We start from the raw sequence: 20,915 nt of genomic DNA, 5'->3' as shown, positions 1-20,915 counted from the left end.
CCTCATATGTTTTCACGCTTTTTTATAGACAGGCCAATTTTTGCCTTTGTGATTTCTATTGTAATCGTCTTGGCAGGTCTTGCAGCTATGCGCAGCTTGCCGGTCGCGCAATATCCTGAGATAGCGCCCCCTGTTGTGCAAGTAACTGCGGTATACCCTGGCGCATCCGCTGAAGTATTAGAGCAAACCGTGGCAGCTCCTATAGAAAACGCAATAACAGGCGTTGAAGGGATGATGTACATGAGCTCAACAAGTACCAACTCTGGTGTAACAACTATCGCAGTTACATTTGAGATAGGAACAGATGTTGATCAAGCTGCGGTTAATGTAAATAACCGAGTAAAACAAGTTGAGGCTCGACTACCCGAAGAAACAAGGCGCCAAGGCGTTGTTGTTGCTAAGGGCTCCTCTAGTTTTTTACAAGTTCATGCCTTTTATTCACCAGATGATACCCGTACTAGCCTTTGGACTTCTAACTATGTCACTATGAACGTACTAGATAGGATAAAACGGATCCCCGGGACTACCAACGTCCAAATATTTGGCGCTAAAGACTATGCCATGCGAGTTTGGCTACGTCCTGATGTAATGAGCCAGCTTGCCGTTACGGTTGAGGAAGTTTCTGGCGCCATCAGAGAGCAAAATTCTCAGTATGCAGCAGGGCAAATTGGTGCAACGCCAACAGCTGCCCACGCCCAAGAGCTAGTTTACAGTGTTACCGCGCAAGGGCGTTTATCTACCGTCGAAGAGTTTGAAAACATCTTAATTCGCGTTAATCCAGATGGCTCAAACTTAAGGCTTAAAGATATAGCACGCGTAGAGCTTGGCTCTAAAGACTATAACTTTGCAGGCACCGTAAATGGTAAACAAGCTGTACTGCTTGGCATATTTTTGCAGCCTGGTGCAAATGCACTGGACGTAGCAGAACAAGTAAAACAAGAGATAGAACAATTAAAAACACAGTTTCCGATTGGCCTGTCTCATCTAACGGCATATGACACCACTCGCTTTGTCGAAGTTTCAATACGCGAAGTACTAATAACACTCACAGAAGCGATGGTATTGGTATTTCTGGTAGTATTTCTGTTTTTACAAAACTGGCGCGCAACGTTGATACCCACCCTTGCCGTACCCGTATCTTTACTTGGTACATTTGCAGGAATGTACATGCTTGGCTATTCAATTAATACCTTAACTTTGTTTGGCATGGTGTTATCGATAGGGATCGTAGTTGATGATGCGATAGTTGTGTTAGAAAACGTTGAACGCATTATGCATGAAAAGCATGTGAGTGCTCGAGAGGCCGCTATTCAAGCTATGCAAGAAGTGAGTGGTCCAGTTGTTGCTATCGTATTAGTGTTGTGTTCGGTATTTGTGCCAATCGCCTTTCTTGGTGGTTTAACTGGCGAGCTTTTCAGGCAATTCGCTATCACCATTTCCATTTCAGTGAGCCTATCTGGCGTCGTGGCTCTAACTATGACCCCTGCCCTATGCGTGTTGATTTTAAAACATGAGCATAAACAAACTGCTAGTTTTTTTGTTTGGTTCAATACTCTGTTTGCCAAAATAACGGCGCGCTATGTTAGCTCAGTGAGTTTTATGGTTCGACGTGGGCTACTTGGTTTAACACTCGTCGTTACCATGATTGCAGTAACAGGTATATTGTGGAAAAACACGCCCAGTTCACTAGTACCAGATGAAGATCAAGGGTTTTATATTTCTGCGATTTTCCTACCTGATGGTTCTTCACTAGAGCGCACCGCAAAAGTGGTTGATGAAGTTATCGCCGCGGTTCAATCTAACCCTGCAAATGAGAACGTTGTTGCCTTTACAGGCTTTGATTTTATAGGCAACGGTTATAAAAATAGCGCAGCCACAATGTTCATTACCCAAAAACACTGGGATGAACGCGAGGTAGATACAAAATCTCTCGTGGGCGAGCTATATATGAAGACCGCGCATATCAATGAAGCGCTGGTACTTGCGTTCAACCCTCCCGCTATTTTTGGTTTAGGTAATACGGGTGGGTTTGAAGTTTATCTACAAAACAAAGGCGCAGGTGGACATGAAAAACTAAAGCAAGGCATGCAACTACTCATGAATGAGGCGCAAAAAAGCCCGGTGCTAGCTAGTTTGCAAACTTTATGGCGACCAGACGCACCGCAGCTTAAGGTGCACATGGATAGAGAGCAAGCCAGAGCTATGGGCGTAAACATCAATAGTGCTTTTAATGCGCTCGGCGCGAATTTGGGCACGTATTATGTAAACGACTTCAATAAGTTTGGTCGAGCTTGGCAAGTACTGCTCTCGGCAGAAGCTGAGTTTAGAATGTCTCCGCAAGATGTTGGTCGTATCTATGTTAAAAATAACCAAGGGGATATGGTACCTATATCTGCATTTACCGATATCGAGTATAGCCGAGGACCTGAAACCCTAGAGCGCTATAACAATCTATCTGCCGTTAAGTTGCTAGGTGAAGCAGCACCGGGTTATAGCTCTGGTCAAGCGATTGCTGAAATGGAACGTATTGCGCGTAAAGTGCTGCCGCCAGATATGAGCTACGATTGGACGGGCTCAGCCTTTCAAGAAAAGCAAAGCTCTGGCACTACTGGGCTTGCACTTGGTCTAGCTGTAATTATGGTGTTTTTGATTTTGGCTGCGCTCTATGAGCGCTGGTCACTCCCCTTTTCTGTACTATTAGCACTGCCTTTTGGTGCCTTTGGCGCATTAATCTCTATTTGGATTGCTGGGCTGACCAACGATGTTTACTTCCAAATTGGTCTAGTAACATTGCTCGGTTTAGCCAGTAAGAATGCAATCTTAATCGTCGAATATGCGCTCATGAAACACCAACAAGGCTGGAGTGCCAGCGCGGCATCATTAGAAGCGGCTCGACTTAGGTTTAGGCCGATTATAATGACATCATTAGCATTTATTTTAGGCGTAGTACCTTTAGTGATCAGCTCAGGCGCTGGCGCTGGTGCGCGTCACAGTGTTGGTACAGGCGTGATGGGAGGCATGATGGCGGCGACATTTTTGGCTGTCTTCTTCGTACCACTCTTCTTTTTCTGGCTAACTAATCGGCAACTTACCGAAAAACGCTCTCGTGCCCAGTTAGCGCAAGAAATAGCAGAGCAACATAAAAAGGAGCATGTAGATACCAAAGAGGGGCTGGTATAAGGTTCAAAAAAGGTGGCTAAAATGCCACCTTTTGCTTTTTTAACGCAATACATTTATAAAATTTTGCAAATACGTTACCTACCGAAAATCAAAAGCGCTACTCACTTCAAGACCGTAACAAACTTCCTCAAACGGATACTTGTTCATGGTCAAACCCAACGCACTATCTAAATTGACCGCACCGTGTTTTTCATAAAACGCACGTGCTCTGCTATTTTTAGCGTAAATCCAGGTATATGCTTTTTGGTAGCCCTGTTCATAGAGTTTAAGTAATCTGGCTTTTAGTAATGCTTGTCCAAGCCCTTTACCTTGATAACAAGGTAAAACATACCCCCGATATAGCTCCCCGGCATTCAATTTACATATTTTCCTACTGACAGGATTATGAGCAACTCTATAGCCTCCTGTGGCGCCACAAGCAGCTATTTTTGAACCATCACAAATCAATATCGCGTTGTGTTTTTCAGGTTTAGATAAAATAGATAACCAAATTTGTTCGAAAAATGCGGGAGTTCCGTGTGCGAGTACTTCTTTAGGAAGGAATTGCTGAAATGCTAGCTGCCAGCTTTCGTATGTCACACTTGCCATTTCTTTTACATCATTGCGAGTTGCGTGTCTGATCACTAAATTTTTTGGCAACGACAATGCACAAGTTAAGGCCTCTACGTCCTTTTCAATTATATCCATATATAATACCCAAAATTTGTAAATTAAAAGTTCATCAAGATACATTATTGCAACAAATTTATTCTTGTACAGATTTTTATTCGAATTATTAATTTTGACCTCGACGAGATTGCACTGCCTATAGCGTTTTTGCAGCTAAGCCGTTAATATTAAATAAAACACTACAATGGCTGTGTTAAATGAATAAGCAACTCCAAGAAAGCTTTGAGCAATACTTCCAAGTTGACGAAACTAATCAAGTTAACCTCAAAGAAGTGAGCGCTGAGCAAGTACCTGAAACGCTAGCAGAGCTAGAAGCAAAAATTCCCGCGTTGTTCAAACTCGCTACAGAAATGAAAGAGCTTGACCATAGTATGCTCAGCCCGCTACGAAACATGGGAGATCTTGCGTCTGAATTAGCGGCCTTTTTACAAGCACAGACGCGAAAAATTGACCTAATGATGAGTCATATTCTTGCAACAGAACAGCCAGATGAAGACAACATCTTCTGCGACTCATACGGTGGTGGTGGCATTCGCTTTAGCAGTGATGTAGAGCACCCCATTGGCAGCGCATTTCGCACTAAGTTATTTTTACGCCAAGAAGCCGCAGCAATATACTGTTACAGTGAAGTTATCGCAGTACAAAAGCTGTCATCCGAAAAATTTCAGCACACGCTCGCTTTTAGCATTATTAGAGACGAAGATCGCGAACTTGTCGTCCGAGCCAGTTTGCATGCCCAAACTCGCCAGTTAAAAAAACGGCAATCAGAGCAAAATTAAGCACAAAGTAGCTGACACCTCCGAGTACAGTGATAAACTATCCGCTTAATAATTTATTAGTGTTTTATCATGAACTTTAGACTTTTACCTGAATGGGCGCCTCAAGATGCGGTTATGCTGACTTGGCCACATCAAAATACTGATTGGGCAAACATATTACTTGATGTAGAGCCTGTTTATGTCACTTTATGCCAGCAAATTAGTCAACTCCAGTCTGTGGTTATCATTGCCCATGACGAGTCTTTAAAAGCGCATATTTCTAGACTACTCGCCAGTGCAGATGTCAACCTAGAGCAAATAATTTTTGTTGTGACACCGTGCAATGATACATGGGCACGTGATCACGGACCTCTGACTTGCGCAAATAGTCAAGGTCAACTCGCGATCAAAGATTTCACCTTCAATGGCTGGGGAAACAAGTTTGATGCAGCACTTGATAATGCAATTAACAACGAATTGGTTAAGCAAACCGCTAACCCTTCAAATCAATATAAAGCGCTAGACTTTGTGCTTGAAGGTGGGGGTATAGAAATAAACGAACATGGTACGTTGTTGACCACTTCTGAATGTTTGCTTAACCCAAATCGCAACCCTAATTACGATAAGCAAAGCATCGAGTTGCTACTCAAAGAAGAGCTAGGCGCGCGTGATTTTTTGTGGGTTGACCATGGCTATCTAGCCGGCGACGATACGGATAGCCATATTGATACACTCGTTAGGTTTGCACCCAACAATACACTTGTTTATGTGCAATGTGATGACCAAAACGATGAGCATTTCAGTGCGTTAAACGCTATGGAACAACAACTAACAAGCTTTCGCACCAACCAAGGTGCAAGTTACCAGTTAATTCCTCTGCCTTGGCCAAAAGCCGTGTATAACGATGAAGGTGACCGTTTACCAGCCACCTACGCCAATTATTTGATCATAAACAGTAGCGTATTAGTGCCTGTGTATAACGATGAGCATGATGCCCTTGCACTGGCTCAAATACAAAAAGCGTACCCAGAACACACTGTAATAGGCATTAATTGCCTACCCATTATTGAGCAATTTGGTAGCTTGCATTGCATTACAATGCAACTACCACGTGGTTTTTTGAAATAGGAATCGCCATGAGTCAACAATTATTGAAAGTTGGGTTAGTACAGCATAGTAACACCGACGATCTAGCCCACAATGCAACTAAAACAGAGCAAGGTATTCGAGACGCTGCTAACCAAGGTGCGAAGCTTGTTGTGCTGCAAGAGCTGCATCGCAGCCTGTATTTTTGTCAAACCGAAGACACCGACCTTTTTGACTTAGCAGAGAGCATTCCCGGACCTAGTACTGACTTATACGGTAAACTTGCCAAAGAACTAAACATCGTTATCGTCACATCATTATTCGAAAAACGCGCAACGGGGCTCTATCACAATACCGCTGTAGTAATCGAAAGTGATGGCAGTATCGCTGGTAAGTACCGCAAAATGCATATTCCAGATGACCCAGGCTTTTACGAAAAGTTTTACTTCACACCGGGTGATTTAGGCTTTACGCCAATCCAAACCTCAGTTGGCAAGCTGGGCGTTTTAGTGTGTTGGGACCAATGGTTTCCAGAAGCAGCTAGACTGATGGCTATGGCTGGCGCTGAATTATTAATCTACCCAACGGCGATTGGCTGGGATCCACGCGACGATGATGCTGAGCAAATCCGTCAACGAGACGCTTGGATAATCTCTCAGCGCGCCCATGCGGTTGCCAATGGCGTGCCTGTGATAAGTGTTAATCGTGTAGGTCATGAGCAAGACCCAAGTGGTCAAAGCGCAGGGATCCAGTTTTGGGGTAATTCTTTTGTGGCAGGCCCACAAGGTGAGATGCTTGCTCACGGTAGTGAAACGCAAGAACAAACATTGGTTGTAGAAATTGACCAAGCGCGTAGTGAATCCGTAAGACGCATTTGGCCGTATCTAAGAGATCGTCGCATCGATCAGTACCAAGACCTTTGTAAAATCTATAGAGATTAAATAACAATAAGATAGGAGTGTTCAATGGCCTCAGCGCATTGGAGCGAACTACCTTGGGTAAAAAGCCCAACCGATAAGATCCATTGGGGCCAACTCAGTGGCAGTGGTTTAAGTGTTGCGCTAAGTTCAGGGATAGCACAACACCATGAATTGGTTGTCATCGTTACCCCAGATACGCCTAGCGCATTGCGCCTCGAGACAGAGCTTGGCTACTTATTGCCAGACCGCTCAGTTATGGTATTTCCTGATTGGGAGACATTGCCATATGATCACTTCTCTCCTCACCAAGATATTATTTCAGCACGATTAGCATCATTAAATGCGCTTAAAAAGCAAAGTGATAGTGTGTTAATTGTGCCAGTGTCTACGCTTATGCTGCGTACTGCCCCTCCCGCTTTCATTTACGGCAATGCCTTGAAATATAAAGTCGGAGATATTATCGACGCGCAGCAACTTAAGTCTGCGCTCAGTGAATCAGGTTATAGACACGTTCAACAAGTCATGGAACACGGCGAGTTTGCCGTACGAGGCTCAATTGTGGATCTTTACCCAATGGGCAGTCCACACCCCTATCGCTTTGATTTTTTTGATGACGAATTAGATAGTATTCGTTTATTTGATATTGAAACACAGCGTTCAAACGATAAAGTTGCAGAAATTGACCTTTTGCCTGCACATGAGTTTCCAACTAATGAATCTGATATAGAGCGTTTTCGTATTGCTTATCGCGAGGCATTTGGCGCAAGCTCTGAAAAAGACTCTATTTATATGCAGGTAAGCAAAGGAAATTGGCCTGCAGGGATAGAGTACTATCTACCGTTGTTTTATGAAAAGCTAGCAACGATATTCGACTATTTACCCAATGATGCAACTGTAATGCATCTTGGAGGTATAGAGCATGCTGCACATTTGTTTTGGCAAGATGTTGAAAAGCGTTACGAAAACCGTCGCGTTGACCCACTAAGGCCACTGCTTGAACCGGCCAAACTATATCAACCAATCGAAGAGCTATTTGGTAATTTTAACCGTTATTCACGCATTAAATTGAGTCAGGCAAAACTTGGAACTAAAGCCGGACATACCAACTTATCGGCAAAGCCTGTCGAAGATATCCGAATTGACCATAAGCTAACCGAACCATATAGCAAAATCCTTGACTATATTACGGCGCAGAAAAAGCAACAAGCACGCGTACTATTTAGCGTTGAGTCGGATGGCCGTCGCGAGTCGCTGCTCACTTTGTTAAAACCAACGGGGATCAAACTTAAAGAGTTTCAAGATTTCAATGAGTTTATCAATAGTAAGACTGATGTCGGCCTAATTGTAAGTCCTTTAGAACAAAGCGTATGCTTATCCGGTGCTCGCGAGTTAGCAAAACCCACTTTAAGCATAATTACTGAGCAAGAATTACTTGGTATAAAAGTATCGCAACGACGACGCAGAAAACACAAGTATGAGCAAGGGCATGATGCACTCATTCGCAACTTGGCTGAGTTAAAAGAAGGCCAACCAATCGTTCATTTAGATCATGGTGTTGGCCGTTACATTGGTTTGCAAACTATCGACGCGGCGGGTATCGCTACTGAATTTGTTACTATTTCTTATGCCAATGATGCAAAGCTGTATGTACCAGTATCGGCATTGCATATGCTTAGCCGCTACTCTGGCGGCGAAGAAGCTTCAGCGCCTTTACACAAGCTTGGTTCGGATGTTTGGGAAAAAGCCAAGCGTCGCGCTGCTGAAAAGGTCCGTGATGTTGCAGCTGAGTTACTAGATATTTATGCCAAACGACAAAGTAAACCTGGCCATGCATTTAAGCTAGACGGTTCACTCTATCGCGAGTTCGCGCAGAGTTTTCCTTTTGAAGAAACGGACGATCAGCGCAATGCCATTGAGGCAGTATTAGCCGATATGCAATCCGATCAGGCAATGGATAGGCTTGTATGTGGTGATGTTGGTTTTGGTAAAACAGAAGTTGCAATGCGCGGTGCATTCACAGCAATCAATGATAATAAACAAGTGGCGGTGCTCGTGCCAACAACTTTACTTGCACAACAACACTTTGAAAACTTCAAAGATAGGTTTGCTGATTTACCTGTTGAGGTAGGTGTACTATCGCGCTTTAACAGCGCAAAAGAGCAAAAAGATACACTCGACAAACTAGCAAGTGGCCAAATTGATATTGTTATTGGCACACATAAACTGATCCAAGAGAACATTAAGTTTAGTGATCTTGGCTTACTCATTGTGGATGAAGAACACCGTTTCGGTGTCCGTCAAAAAGAAAAAATCAAGCAGCTAAGAGCAGATGTCGATATCCTAACGCTCACGGCTACACCAATTCCACGTACGTTAAATATGGCGATGAGTGGTATGCGCGATCTGTCGATAATCGCTACCCCACCCGCGAAGCGCCTAGCAATAAAGACGTTTGTAAAAGAGCGTAACGACGACCTCATTAGAGAAGCTATTCTGCGTGAAATAAAGCGCGGCGGCCAAGTTTACTTTTTACATAATAACGTTGAAACCATTGAGAAAACCGCGGCAGACATCGCTGAACTAGTGCCCGAAGCAAGCATAGCGGTGGCGCATGGGCAAATGCGAGAAAGAGAGCTTGAACACTTGATGAGTGATTTTTATCACCAAAAGCACAATGTGTTGATCTGTACCACGATTATAGAAACGGGCATCGACATTCCAACAGCTAACACCATTATTATGGATAGAGCAGATAAACTTGGTCTAGCGCAAATGCACCAATTACGTGGCCGTGTGGGCCGCAGCCATCACCAAGCATATGCATATTTACTGACTAGAAACACACAAAGCTTAACCAAAGATGCTGTAAAGCGCTTACAAGCCATTGAGTCTTTAGAAGATTTAGGTGCAGGCTTTGCGCTTGCAACGCATGACTTGGAGATCCGTGGTGCCGGTGAGCTATTGGGTGATGACCAAAGTGGCCAAATTCAATCTATAGGTTTCAATTTATACATGGAAATGCTTGATCAAGCAGTGCAAGCATTAAAAGATGGCAAAGAGCCCACACTTGATAATCTACTTCAACAACATACCGATGTTGATCTAAAGATCCCTGCGTTACTGCCTGATGACTATATTCCTGACGTTAACATGCGTTTAAGCATGTATAAGCGTATTGCAAGTGCAAATACGCCAAATGAGTTAGATGAGCTACAAGTCGAATTAATCGATCGCTTTGGCTTGCTACCAGATGCAGCGAAAAACTTGTTTAACGTTCAACTACTCAAGCAAAAAGCTAATCACTTAGGAATTAGTAAAGTAGAGGCGAATAATAAAGGGGGCTATTTTGAGTTTAATGAATCGACAAAAGTTAACCCAACGTTCATCATTGCTTTGATACAAAGCAACCCTCGCGTCTATAAAATGGAAGGCGCCAGTAAGTTACGTTTCGCGATAGAAGAAAAAAACGGGCAAGAACGATTAAAGCTGATAAGCGCAATGATCGAAGATTTTAATAAAAAGGCTGTTGCATGAAACGTTTAGCAAAAATAAGTCTGTTATTTTTTATACTCACCCAAGCAACGTCAGCCTATGCACAACGCTGGTTTGAGGTGGAGCTTATTGCCTTTGAGCAACAACCCTCCCCATTGCTAAGAGAAGATTTCAGTTTAGTTCACCCCGATATTACAGGAAGTAAACAGCTAGACTTGCTCACCGATGGTTTTAATGCCCAAGGGCAACAGCGTTGCTTGGAGGGCGACAGTGATTTTGACCCTCGCCCCCTAACGCACAGGGTATATGATTCATATTCATGGGCGTGCCCGCCTGAGTATGATTTTATTTCTAAATACGACACATTACCGCTCTCCCCTTATGCAGAGCCACAAGAACATATGGATAGCATTTACTTGCTATCACAGCAACAATTACAATTTTCAAATACCCTTAAGCAACTACAAAGAAAAGGCTTAAAGCCGTTACTGCATACAGGTTGGCGGTTTCCTGAACAAAGTCAACGTCGTGCGCCCTTTATCAAAATATTTGCAGGGCAAAGATTTGAGTCACCTAACAGTTATAAGTTAGTCGAAACGGTTGCTCGACATGGTTATTTAGGCCTTCTTAATCAGCCTTTTACACAACAAAATGAAGGCGACATTGACCATTGGCAACTCGAAGGGTTGCTGAAAATTCATGTTAAACATTATTTATATGTGACTAGCGACTTAGATATTCGCTATGTTGCCGATGATGGCGAGATTCAAAAAGCAAGAATGTCGCAGTTTACAAGGGTGTATAGCGGTGATATTCACTATCTAGACCACCCAAAACTTGGGATCATTTTTCAAATTAGAAAATACAAACACTAAAAACGGGTAAAATCATGAAAAAACTATTAGTAGGCGCTGCAATTTTAACACTCGCGGGCTGTTCAAAGGTCAATCTAGAAAACTATAACAAAGTTAAAGTTGGCATGGATAAAACTGAAATAGAAACGATTTTAGGCGCTGCCGATAATTGTGAAGAAAAAACGCTACATACAAACTGTATTTGGGGTAACGAAGATAAGCATATAAAAGTTACTCTAGTATCAGATAAAGTAACGCTATATACAAAGCAAGGTTTAGAATAAGCCATTATTATCCGAGAAGTGAACGCTTCTCGGGTTCTACCACTTTCTATGTACGGTCGAAGCTATTTGTTAGTGCTAAATGTGTTCTAGTTAACCAAAAACCCACTATTTTAGGAATGAAATTGAGCGCCAATGGCGCCCAATACTAATCAAGTTTACCACGGCTCGATACAAGTATGCTCACGGTCACCCCAGCCACAAGTAAATGCCCAATCAGCACTCAATCTACCTGCGCCACCAATTGCGGGTGTAAGCTTATGAGATATTTTTTTATCTTCTGATAATTTCTTCATACTTTTCTTTTGTAATTTTAATTTCATAGCTTTTCCTTAAATTTTAAATATTATTGCCTCAATGGCTTAACCAAACTACAACGTTTAATTTAACAATTCAACCCACATAAAAGTAAAAAAATGTAACAAAGCAATGTATTTTATTACATTCACCCATACTAAAGTCGGTACGATTATTTTACGACCGTTGGCAAATTAGCCCCTTGCCACCCGTTCATATCTCCTTGAAGGTGGATAAGTTTGTAGCCTTGTGATGTCAACTTATCAATAAATAAACCGGCTCTGCGCCCGGAACGACAATAAACAACAACTTCTTGACTCTTGAAGTTACTCAAGACTTCTTTGTGCTGGTCAATTTCATCATGTGGAATATTGATGGCGCCTTTTAGGTGACCAGCATTGAACTCCTCTTTAGTTCGTACATCAATAATCACATACGCGTTATCCGACATTTGATTAATCAACAGGTCTTGCGCGGTAATGGATTGAGCCGTAAACCCCTTCGTGGATATACAAAGAAAAACAACAACTAAATATCTAAGCCACATAACAAACTCCTATTTAAATCTCTAACCATAAAGCCAATCAAAGGTTGCGACTACAAAACTGTATATTTTCAACCTATTTAATCTTTGCAGCGCCCTTGCTTTTGCAGTCCTGGTGGGCATTTTTTGGCTGAACTTGGGCTATCCGACTCGGCGCTCTCTTTAGTGCCAATTTGCACCTCTACCTCTTGGATCTCACCTTCAACCCGGGTCAACTTACAGCCACCGATTAAAACCACTAACGCCATGGCGACTAATATTGTCTTCATTGCTTTATTACCTTTTTTTAAGCTTCTGCCTTGTTTGATACTAGCAGACAAGCCATATTTCACCCGATAATAAACTAACTACGATCAACGGTTCATTAAGGTAGAGCAATTGTAAACTTAACTAAGCATTGATTAGATAAGTAATGTTTTAAAAGCTAGTAGCACTAACACAACACCACCAAAACATTCAGCTTTATTCTCCAGCCAAGTGCCACTTTTATGGCCAATTAATACGCCTAACCAGCTAAATACAAAAGTAACAATACCAATTATTAGACATGCCAAAAATGGATTTTGCTCTGACAATGTTAAAGAGAAGCCTGCCGCCATTGCATCAATGCTCGTTGCAACTGCTAGCAGCAGCATAACCCTATTGGTAATGTTGCTTATATCTTCCTCAATTCCTTCAGACATAGATTCATAAATCATTTTTACACCGATCAACAACAGTAATGTAAACGCTATCCAATGTGCATATCCACCAACAACGCCTAACGCACCTTTGCCGCCCAAATATCCTATAAGTGGCATCACTCCTTGAAAGAGCCCAAAATAGACAGCTGATTTCAAGGCCAAATTTATAACTTGTTGTTTTCCTTTGGAGCCAAGCCCAATTGACACAGCAAATGCATCCATACTCAAAGCAATTGCCAATACTACCACTTCAAACATATTTATCAGGTTCACCTATATTCACTTAAATTGCGAAAAATTATTCGCGACAAACGCCATCACCGCTAACATCATACTTGTGAAAATTTTATTCCAAAAAGCTATAACGCCTCTTTATTTCAACAACCTCGACTGTGTATGATTCGTACCACTTTTCTCGTCCAAACTGTTGAGCTACGCGGTGCTCACTGTCACTATGCCAGTTTTTGATATCATCTTCTGACTGCCAATAAGATATTGCGATTTCTTGTTTACCTTCTGTCAGAGCAATAAAGTCTTGGCAATTGTATTTTTCAAACGCGAGGTCACGCATTAGCCCAACGGTCTTTGCGTATTCTGCATCTTGTACTCCAACCTTCGCTTTAAAGATTACCGCAAACATCTACTTTCTCCTGTAAATAATTAAAAATATTGCAGTTTAATAGTTCCTAACAGTATGTGTCTTTTCAAATAAGGTTGCTAGCTATTCGAGCTGAAATTCCTTAGCTGTTAATAAGTATGCTAGAACGGTCAAGGCGAAAATAGCGTGAGAAAGATATTCGGGACGAGTTTGGGGTGATACGGCGAGATATGCTCGCTGTATCACACAAGTTTGATCACGGTGGTTTCGTAGTATTCTATTTTATCACTGACGCTAATTTGATTTTGCTCAATAACAATATCCCAATGCAAACTTCTGCTCAGTGCATCACTTAAAGAGTCTACAAAATCAGGCTCTAACTGGAAGATGCTAATGTTCTCCACATAACTTAAACGCGCTCTTACACTTTCAAACCATTGAGAGTTTTCTTTTATTAGCAAGACCATTTTTTGAGATTGCTTTGCTACACGTGCAATATCGTCAAGCTCCATTACACCCGCATATAGAGCAACAGTGATGTACCCTTGGTCATCTTCCAACCAAACATCTGGTTTTTGTTTTTCACCTAGGCTATTTAAATGCGCCGTCTGCTCATAAGACAAAGCGCAATAGCCCAACAGCTTAAGTACAAAATGCTCAAGTGTTTCTGACTTTTGCAATGCAGTAGTAAATACTTCCTGATGATTAGCATGGTGAAACAGATCTGCCACATTCAGCCGTGCTTTAAAAACAAACGGTTTGCTCATAAGTAGTATCCAAGCTGACAATCACTCTAACTATAGGAGTAATGATCACATAATCAAAAAAAACTTAAAGTTATAATATAACATTATTGAAAGCGCAAAATTGAACTGTTATATTATAACAACACTAACTATTCACTCTTATATACAAGTCGAAAACTATGATTAAGCAGTCCCTTTTAAGTAGTGCCATTATTTCAGCGTTATTTTCATCGTATACTTTTGCTGGTGAGGTAAAAGGTAAAGTAGTTGATCACAACAATCAGCCCGTAAGTGGTGCTAAACTTCATTTACATGGTAAATCTCAATCTATTAGCACAGACAAAAATGGTCTTTTCTCTATCTCAATTGATGCCGACTCTCAGCTTCACATTTCTAAAAATAATTACCTCGATGAGCGTATTCAAGTAAGTGAAAATAGCGGTTTTGTGAGCGTAAAGCTCAAGCCAAGCGCTGTTGAAAGCATTGTAGTGTTTGCTTCAGCATTACATAAAAACAATGTTGAAATGGCTGCGCCCGTATCAGTTTTAGGCGGTGATGAGTTAAAAAATTCGGCAAAACCAACGCTTGGAGAAACCCTAAAAGGCTTACCAGGTATTAACGCAAGTTACTTTGGCCCAGTCGCATCAAGCCCAATAATTCGCGGGTTAGATGGCCCTCGCGTTAAAGTAATGCAAAATGGCTTAGATAGCAGCGACGCATCACGCGTTGGCCCTGACCATGCGAATAGTAACGATAGTTTGTCAGCACAACAAATTGAAGTGTTAAGAGGCCCTGCTACCTTACTTTACGGTTCGGGGGCCATTGGTGGCGTTGTAAATGTGGTTGACAACCGCATCCCAAGTGACATTTTAGAGTCTTTAAGCGGTGCGGTTGATTATAGTCATGACACTGTATCAAATACGAATACTTATGCAGCCTTGTTAGAAACAGGTAATGACGGCTTTAACTTCCATTTTGATGGCGTAAGCAGAAAAGGTGGCGATTATGAGACACCTGCATTTAAGTTACCTAGCGATGAACATCATGAAGACGAAGGCCATGAAGATGAAGAACACGAGCACCATGAGGAGTCACATGATGAGCATAGTGAAGAGGCCGAACTAGCCAGTAAAGTCGATAATACGTTTATTGATTCTCAACAATTTAACCTAGGCACGAGCTTTGTAAATGAGCATTTAACCGTAGGCTTATCTTATGGACGCATCGATACTGATTACGGCATTCCTGCTCACAGCCATGCGCACCATGAAGACGAACATGATGAACATGATGAACATGATGAACATGATGAACATGATGAACATGATGAACATGATGAACATGATGAACATGATGAGGATATGCATGAAGGACATTCACAAGAAGGCAATGTTTTTGCCCGCGTGAAGCAAGACCGTTGGCAAGCGCTTTTTAACTATGCTCTTCATAATGAATGGGTTGAATCTGTTAGTGTTCGCGCCGGATATACTGACTATCAGCATAGCGAAATAGAAGGTGAGACGGTTGGTACTACATTTAGTAACAAGTCTAAAGAGCTCAGAGCTAGCCTAGAGCATAAGTTTGGAGATTGGCACGGAATTGTTGGGTACCACTACAGTAACAGCGATTACAAAGCACAAGGTGAAGAAGCATTTACCCCAGCGACCAAAACAACGGCTCATGCGCTATATTTATTAGAAGAAAGAGTCTTTGGTGACTTTACCCTTGAGTTAGGGGCGCGTGTAGAAGACTATCAACTCAGTAGCAGCGTAACAGAGCAATCGCATCATCACGACCATGAAGACGAGCACGAAGATGAACATACAGATGATGCACATAACGAACCCGCCACTGATATTGCTTATCAGCTAGACATGACCAACATTAGCACATCTATTGGTGGTGTGTACCAGTACACAGAAGGCCACAACGTTGCTCTAAATATATCTCGCTCTGAGCGTGCCCCACTCACTGCAGAGCTACTTTCAAATGGTATTCACATTGCAACGGGTACTTACGAGCTAGGCTTAGGTTATAACTTTGAAGACGGTGAGATACATTTTGAGCCTGAAGATATTAAGCAAGAAACAGCCACAAATATCGACGTGAGCCTACGCCGTTTTATAGGCGACTTTGGTTACACCCTTAACGTTTTTTATAATGACATTAGCAACTACTATTACCAGCAAAATACGGGGTTGATCTTCAGTGAAGCACATGGCATCGAAGCTGCCGATCATGACCATGAAGGTGCAATGCCTGTATTCCAGTTTACCAGTCGCGATGCCACACTTTACGGTATTGAACTTGATGCGCACTACAGTATTAATGATAAAAATCGTGTGAAATTTTTTGCCGATACGTTAACTGCTGAACTCAAAAACAATACCGCTTTACCGCGTATTCCAAGCAATAAAATGGGAATAAAATACGAGTATTCAAACAATGGTTTCACTAGCAATATGACCATTACTCGCTACAACAAGCAAAGCGACATAACCAGCTTTGAAACTCAGACCGCGGGCTATACCTTGGTAGATGCCAGCATGCAATACGACTTTTCCCAAAGCGGTATCGATTTTGTTGCTTATTTAAACCTTGATAACTTGACCGATGAACTGGGCTTTGTTCACAGCTCTTTTATTAAAGAGCAAGCACCGTTACCAGGTCGCAACTTAAAATTAGGTATTCGCGCTTACTTCTAACGCTCCAATGCAATGCTAGGGATCTAGGCTTTTTCCTAGCATTGCATTTCTATGTCTTGTAATGCGATGTAATAGAAAGTGTAACAATAGTTAACTATTATGTTACATTTAAACCGTTGCAAGGAATATTAATGAGCAAGTTACATCTAGCTTTTGCACTAGGTGCCGTCAGCTTGATAGCCGTTGTTGGCTGTAGTTCGAATCAGCATAAAGCCCAACCAAACCCGATATCTGTTACCCCTGAGCAAGGAGACGTGCCCACCCGTACTTGGCTAGATCAAGGCTGGAGTAAGCAAATAAGCGAAAACTTTTGGTTTACCAATCAAGGATCTCAAATTATTCCTTACAATTGGTTTGTTTGGCTTGAACAAGCCGACAGCACACAGCTGTTTCGCCATACTGAACACATGGAGTCACTTCGTTATTTACCGATAGAAGCAAGTCAAAAAAATCCAGGTGGATTACCCATTGGTTTTGCACTGCACAGTAACCAAACGACTGGCGAAAACTGGGTAGGTATGACGTGTGCTGCTTGCCATACTAATCAGCTAGATTACAAAGGCACAAAAATACTCATTGATGGCGCCCCTACTCTTGCAAACTTTGTGTTATTTTTTGACCGCCTCGTGGCGGCATTAAACAAAACATTAAGCGATGATGACAAGTTTGAACGATTCGCAAAAAATGTATTAGGTCAAAGCTACAACGCAGCCAATAAAAACGATTTGAAGGAGCGACTGCAAAGCGTAGCCCTAAAAACAGCTGAGCGACAAGCGGTTAATGCCTTGCCAGATAATTATCCAAAAGATTTTACCAGCTACGCACGCTTAGATGCATTTGGCAACATACAAAATGCAGGAACGGCTTTTGCGCTCAATGATTTAACAAATAAAAATGCTCCTACAGGCCCGGTGTCTTATCCATTTCTTTGGGGTACCCATCAATCTGATGTTGTGCAGTGGAATGCCTCTGCGCCTAACACCCCGATTGTTGGACCGCTTGTAAGAAATATAGGAGAAGTTGTTGGTGTGTTTGGCGAACTTGAAATAAAAGAAGCGCCCTTTTGGCAACGCCTCTGGGGCAAACATACCCGCTACAGCTCAACCGTGGATATGAAGGGCTTGGGTAACCTAGAGTCATGGGTAAAAATGCTTAAGTCGCCACAATGGCCAACACAGTATTTTCCTGCAATTGATGTTGAACAAGCCGCCAAGGGGGAATTAATATATCAACAACAGTGTGCTAGCTGCCACCAAGTAATTCCGCGTGATAAAGAACACCTAGACTATGTTGCTAATCAAACTTTAATAAGCGAACTGGGAACCGACCCTGTTACTGCTAACAACGCATCCTGTCATATGGCAAAAACACTGTTACTTGAAGGCACTAAAGAGCGCATTTTAATTGGGGCTAAATTTCAAAAGGTAGATAACGCGATTGATATCCCCGTGAACGGTGTCGTTGGGCTAGTACTAAAAGATCTGCCTTTAGCGCTAGAGGCAGGCAATATTCCCGAGCGCACCGATGCGAATGGCAATAAAGTTACTTTGATCAAAGAACTTGAAACACTCATCGTTCAACATCTTAAAAAGCGCGGTGACAAAGCCGATGCAGTTTAGGCCGATTGCGCCGATGGAACACTCGATAATGGCGTTTATAAAGGCCGACCACTTAACGGGATTTGGGCAACCGCGCCATACTTGCACAATGGCTCAGTGCCAAACTTGTATGAGTTAATGAAAAACCCCCAGCAGCGTGTCAGTGAATTTTGGGTAGGTAGCCGAGAGTTTGACCCAGTCAATGTAGGTTATGTAACACATGAGGGCTTGAGTAAGTTCAAAGTAAATGCCAGCAATGGAGAGATCATGCCCGGCAATTCAAATAGAGGCCACAGTTACGGGACTTCTCTAAACGAAGAGCAAAAGTGGCAAGTTATTGAGTATATGAAAACGTTGTAATATCAATGATTTAAAAGGGGTCTAGATATTGGACCCCGACCCATTGTTGTCTATGCTTGCATCGGTGTTTAGCGAATCAACACCCTACTTATCATGGCGATTGATTGCGCCGAAGATTACTTTAACCCCTTTGATATTAACAACAACTTTGACCACGCTTAGCCCAAAAACATCGCACAGCAATTTATACTTATTGAAAATTTAGCGAAAAGTTCAATTAAACAGTCGTAAAAACTAGATTGTAGGTGAGATAAGCGAATCGCCCGTCCAATTTCACACATACCACAAAACAACACACATAAAAAAAGCCGCGGCCATACGGCACAACGGCTTTAACAACCAGAATTGTTATTGTTCTTTTTATAATGCGGCTTCTAACTCTGGTAGCACATCAAACAGGTCAGCTACAAGGCCATAATCGGCTACTTGGAAGATTGGCGCGTCTGGATCTTTGTTGATTGCAACAATCACTTTTGAGTCTTTCATACCCGCTAAGTGTTGAATTGCACCACTGATACCAACGGCAATGTACAAGTCAGGTGCCACGATTTTACCAGTCTGGCCCACTTGCATATCGTTTGGTACAAAGCCCGCATCAACCGCTGCGCGAGATGCACCGATAGCCGCGCCTAGCTTGTCTGCAATACCGTTTAGCAATGCGAAGTTTTCACCATTTTGCATACCACGACCACCCGAGATCACCACAGGTGCGGCGTTAAGCTCTGGGCGCTCTGATTTGGTTTGCTCAATACTTACAAATGCACTTAGCGTGTTATCAATGTTGATTGATAATGCTTCAATCTCGCATGCACCCTGCTCGCCTTGAGCATCAAACGCACTGGCGCGCACGGTGATCACTTTTTGTGATTCGTTCGATTTAACCGTTGCAATGGCATTACCTGCATAAATCGGGCGCTTAAATGTGTCGGCGTCAACTACGCCCACAATCTCAGAAACTTGTGATTTATCTAACAATGCACTCACGCGTGGCAACGTATTTTTACCCGTTGTTGAAGCACTCGCTAAAATGTGGCTGTAGCTTGATGCTAGCTCGACGATTAAGTCGGCGGTGTTTTCTGCTAATTGGTGCTCAAACGCAGCGCTATCAGCAACACGTACTTTATTAACACCGGCAATCATTGCTGCGCTGTTGGCAACATCAGCCACATTGTGGCCCGCTACTAATACTTCTACATTACCACCGATGGCAACGGCAGCATTTACAACTTTTGCGGTCTCTGGCTTTAGTTGACCATGTTCATGCTCTGCAATAACTAATACGCTCATGAGATCACCTTTGCTTCAGTTTTTAATTTGGTTACTAGCTCTTCAACACTCTCAACAATAACACCCGCTTCACGCTTAGCTGGCTCTTCAACTTTAACCAGTTCGATGCGCGGCGCAAGATCAACACCTAGGCTGTCTGCTGCAATCACATCAAGTGGTTTGCGTTTGGCTTTCATGATGTTTGGTAGCGATGCGTAACGCGGCTCATTTAAACGTAAGTCGGTTGTAACAATGGCTGGTAGAGTTAACGATACCGTTTGCAAACCACCATCCACTTCACGAGTTACTTGTGCTTTTCCAGCTTCAATAACCACTTTTGACGCAAATGTACCTTGGCTGCGTTTTGTCAGCGCTGCCAACATTTGACCTGTTTGGTTGTTATCTGAATCAATTGACTGTTTACCTAGAATAACCAGCTCAGGCTGCTCTTGTTCAACTAATTTGGCAAGCAACTTGGCAACGTGCAAAGACTCAAGCTTAGCGTCTGTTTCAATATGAATGGCTTTGTCAGCGCCCAGTGCTAATGCGGTACGAAGCTGCTCTTGACATGCTTTATCACCGATAGATACCGCTATCACTTCACTGGCTGTACCCGCTTCTTTTAAACGGATAGCCTCTTCAACAGCAATTTCGCAAAATGGGTTCATCGCCATTTTAACGTTCGTTAAATCAACATCACTGTTGTCTGGCTTAACTCTTGCCTTGACGTTGTAGTCAATCACACGTTTGATTGGCACAAGTACTTTCATGGTTACTCCATCATCTGGTTATTCTTAAAGCTGACGTCTACGTCAACATATTTATTTTATAGAATCAGACTACTTCCTGTTGACGTAAACGTCAACCTAAAATAACCT

General features: G+C 42.5%; 17 protein-coding genes and 1 pseudogene. 9 read left to right on the top strand and 9 right to left on the bottom strand.

The window, feature by feature from the left end:
• Positions 1-6: 6 nt before the first annotated feature.
• Entirely contained in the window at positions 7-3,180 is a 3,174-nt protein-coding gene (locus GDK41_RS07780; protein WP_152085874.1) for an efflux RND transporter permease subunit, read from the top strand.
• 78 nt (positions 3,181-3,258) lie between these two features.
• On the opposite strand, the gene GDK41_RS07775 is transcribed toward GDK41_RS07780, so the two are convergent.
• Positions 3,259-3,867 (bottom strand): GNAT family N-acetyltransferase, encoded by a 609-nt coding sequence (locus tag GDK41_RS07775; protein ID WP_152085873.1) that lies wholly within the window; start codon positions 3,865-3,867, stop codon positions 3,259-3,261.
• A gap of 179 nt (positions 3,868-4,046) precedes the next feature.
• Between GDK41_RS07775 and GDK41_RS07770 the strand changes: the two genes are divergently transcribed.
• The 6 genes from GDK41_RS07770 (at position 4,047) to GDK41_RS07745 (ending at position 11,243) form a co-directional block, all read left to right on the top strand.
• Entirely contained in the window at positions 4,047-4,628 is a 582-nt protein-coding gene (locus tag GDK41_RS07770) for a PilZ domain-containing protein (RefSeq protein WP_152085872.1), read from the top strand.
• A gap of 69 nt (positions 4,629-4,697) precedes the next feature.
• Positions 4,698-5,735 carry an agmatine deiminase family protein gene (locus GDK41_RS07765; RefSeq protein WP_152085871.1) on the top strand — a complete coding sequence of 346 codons (1,038 nt, stop codon included), beginning with the start codon at positions 4,698-4,700 and terminating at the stop codon, positions 5,733-5,735.
• Between the two features lie 8 nt (positions 5,736-5,743).
• Complete coding sequence (locus tag GDK41_RS07760) at positions 5,744-6,634, top strand: carbon-nitrogen hydrolase (protein WP_152085870.1); 891 nt, start codon at positions 5,744-5,746, stop codon at positions 6,632-6,634.
• Positions 6,635-6,658: 24 nt separating this feature from the next.
• Positions 6,659-10,147, top strand: coding sequence for a transcription-repair coupling factor (gene mfd / locus GDK41_RS07755; RefSeq protein ID WP_152085869.1), 3,489 nt, complete (start codon positions 6,659-6,661; stop codon positions 10,145-10,147).
• Entirely contained in the window at positions 10,144-10,980 is an 837-nt protein-coding gene (locus tag GDK41_RS07750; protein ID WP_152085868.1) for a CsiV family protein, read from the top strand. The genes mfd and GDK41_RS07750 overlap by 4 nt, the downstream gene beginning before the upstream one ends.
• Before the next feature lie 14 nt (positions 10,981-10,994).
• On the top strand, positions 10,995-11,243 hold the full coding sequence (locus GDK41_RS07745; protein WP_152085867.1) for a DUF3862 domain-containing protein: 249 nt from the start codon (positions 10,995-10,997) through the stop codon (positions 11,241-11,243).
• A gap of 155 nt (positions 11,244-11,398) precedes the next feature.
• On the opposite strand, the gene GDK41_RS20210 is transcribed toward GDK41_RS07745, so the two are convergent.
• From GDK41_RS20210 to GDK41_RS07720, 6 genes are all read right to left on the bottom strand, one after another.
• Complete coding sequence (locus tag GDK41_RS20210; protein WP_172971574.1) at positions 11,399-11,563, bottom strand: hypothetical protein; 165 nt, start codon at positions 11,561-11,563, stop codon at positions 11,399-11,401.
• Positions 11,564-11,709: 146 nt separating this feature from the next.
• Positions 11,710-12,084, bottom strand: coding sequence for a rhodanese-like domain-containing protein (locus tag GDK41_RS07740; RefSeq protein WP_152085866.1), 375 nt, complete (start codon positions 12,082-12,084; stop codon positions 11,710-11,712).
• A gap of 77 nt (positions 12,085-12,161) precedes the next feature.
• Positions 12,162-12,350: a hypothetical protein gene (locus GDK41_RS07735; protein ID WP_152085865.1), complete on the bottom strand. Its 189-nt coding sequence runs from the start codon at positions 12,348-12,350 to the stop codon at positions 12,162-12,164.
• 132 nt (positions 12,351-12,482) lie between these two features.
• The gene (locus GDK41_RS07730) at positions 12,483-13,022 is read right to left on the bottom strand and encodes a manganese efflux pump MntP (RefSeq protein WP_152085864.1); all 540 of its coding nucleotides are present in this window, start codon (positions 13,020-13,022) and stop codon (positions 12,483-12,485) included.
• Positions 13,023-13,110: 88 nt separating this feature from the next.
• On the bottom strand, positions 13,111-13,404 hold the full coding sequence (locus GDK41_RS07725; RefSeq protein ID WP_152085863.1) for an antibiotic biosynthesis monooxygenase family protein: 294 nt from the start codon (positions 13,402-13,404) through the stop codon (positions 13,111-13,113).
• A 200-nt stretch (positions 13,405-13,604) separates the two neighbouring features.
• Entirely contained in the window at positions 13,605-14,129 is a 525-nt protein-coding gene (locus tag GDK41_RS07720; RefSeq protein ID WP_152085862.1) for a YaeQ family protein, read from the bottom strand.
• 158 nt (positions 14,130-14,287) lie between these two features.
• Here GDK41_RS07720 and GDK41_RS07715 point away from each other — a divergent pair, with 158 nt between their 5' ends.
• Positions 14,288-16,813, top strand: a complete 2,526-nt coding sequence (locus GDK41_RS07715) for a TonB-dependent receptor (protein WP_152085861.1) — start codon at positions 14,288-14,290, stop codon at positions 16,811-16,813.
• Between the two features lie 131 nt (positions 16,814-16,944).
• Positions 16,945-18,771: pseudogene (locus GDK41_RS07710) on the top strand (di-heme-cytochrome C peroxidase).
• Between the two features lie 360 nt (positions 18,772-19,131).
• On the opposite strand, the gene GDK41_RS07705 reads toward GDK41_RS07710, so the two are convergent.
• Together GDK41_RS07705 and GDK41_RS07700 are read right to left on the bottom strand one after the other, a co-directional pair.
• Positions 19,132-20,058 carry an electron transfer flavoprotein subunit alpha/FixB family protein gene (locus GDK41_RS07705; RefSeq protein WP_152085860.1) on the bottom strand — a complete coding sequence of 309 codons (927 nt, stop codon included), beginning with the start codon at positions 20,056-20,058 and terminating at the stop codon, positions 19,132-19,134.
• Complete coding sequence (locus GDK41_RS07700; protein WP_152085859.1) at positions 20,055-20,807, bottom strand: electron transfer flavoprotein subunit beta/FixA family protein; 753 nt, start codon at positions 20,805-20,807, stop codon at positions 20,055-20,057. The genes GDK41_RS07705 and GDK41_RS07700 overlap by 4 nt, the downstream gene beginning before the upstream one ends.
• Positions 20,808-20,915: the final 108 nt, after the last annotated feature.

Origin of the sequence: Pseudoalteromonas sp. A25 (genome assembly GCF_009176705.1) — a bacterium.
Taxonomy (GTDB): Bacteria; Pseudomonadota; Gammaproteobacteria; order Enterobacterales; family Alteromonadaceae; genus Pseudoalteromonas.
This window is presented reverse-complemented; position numbering and strand designations above follow the sequence as displayed.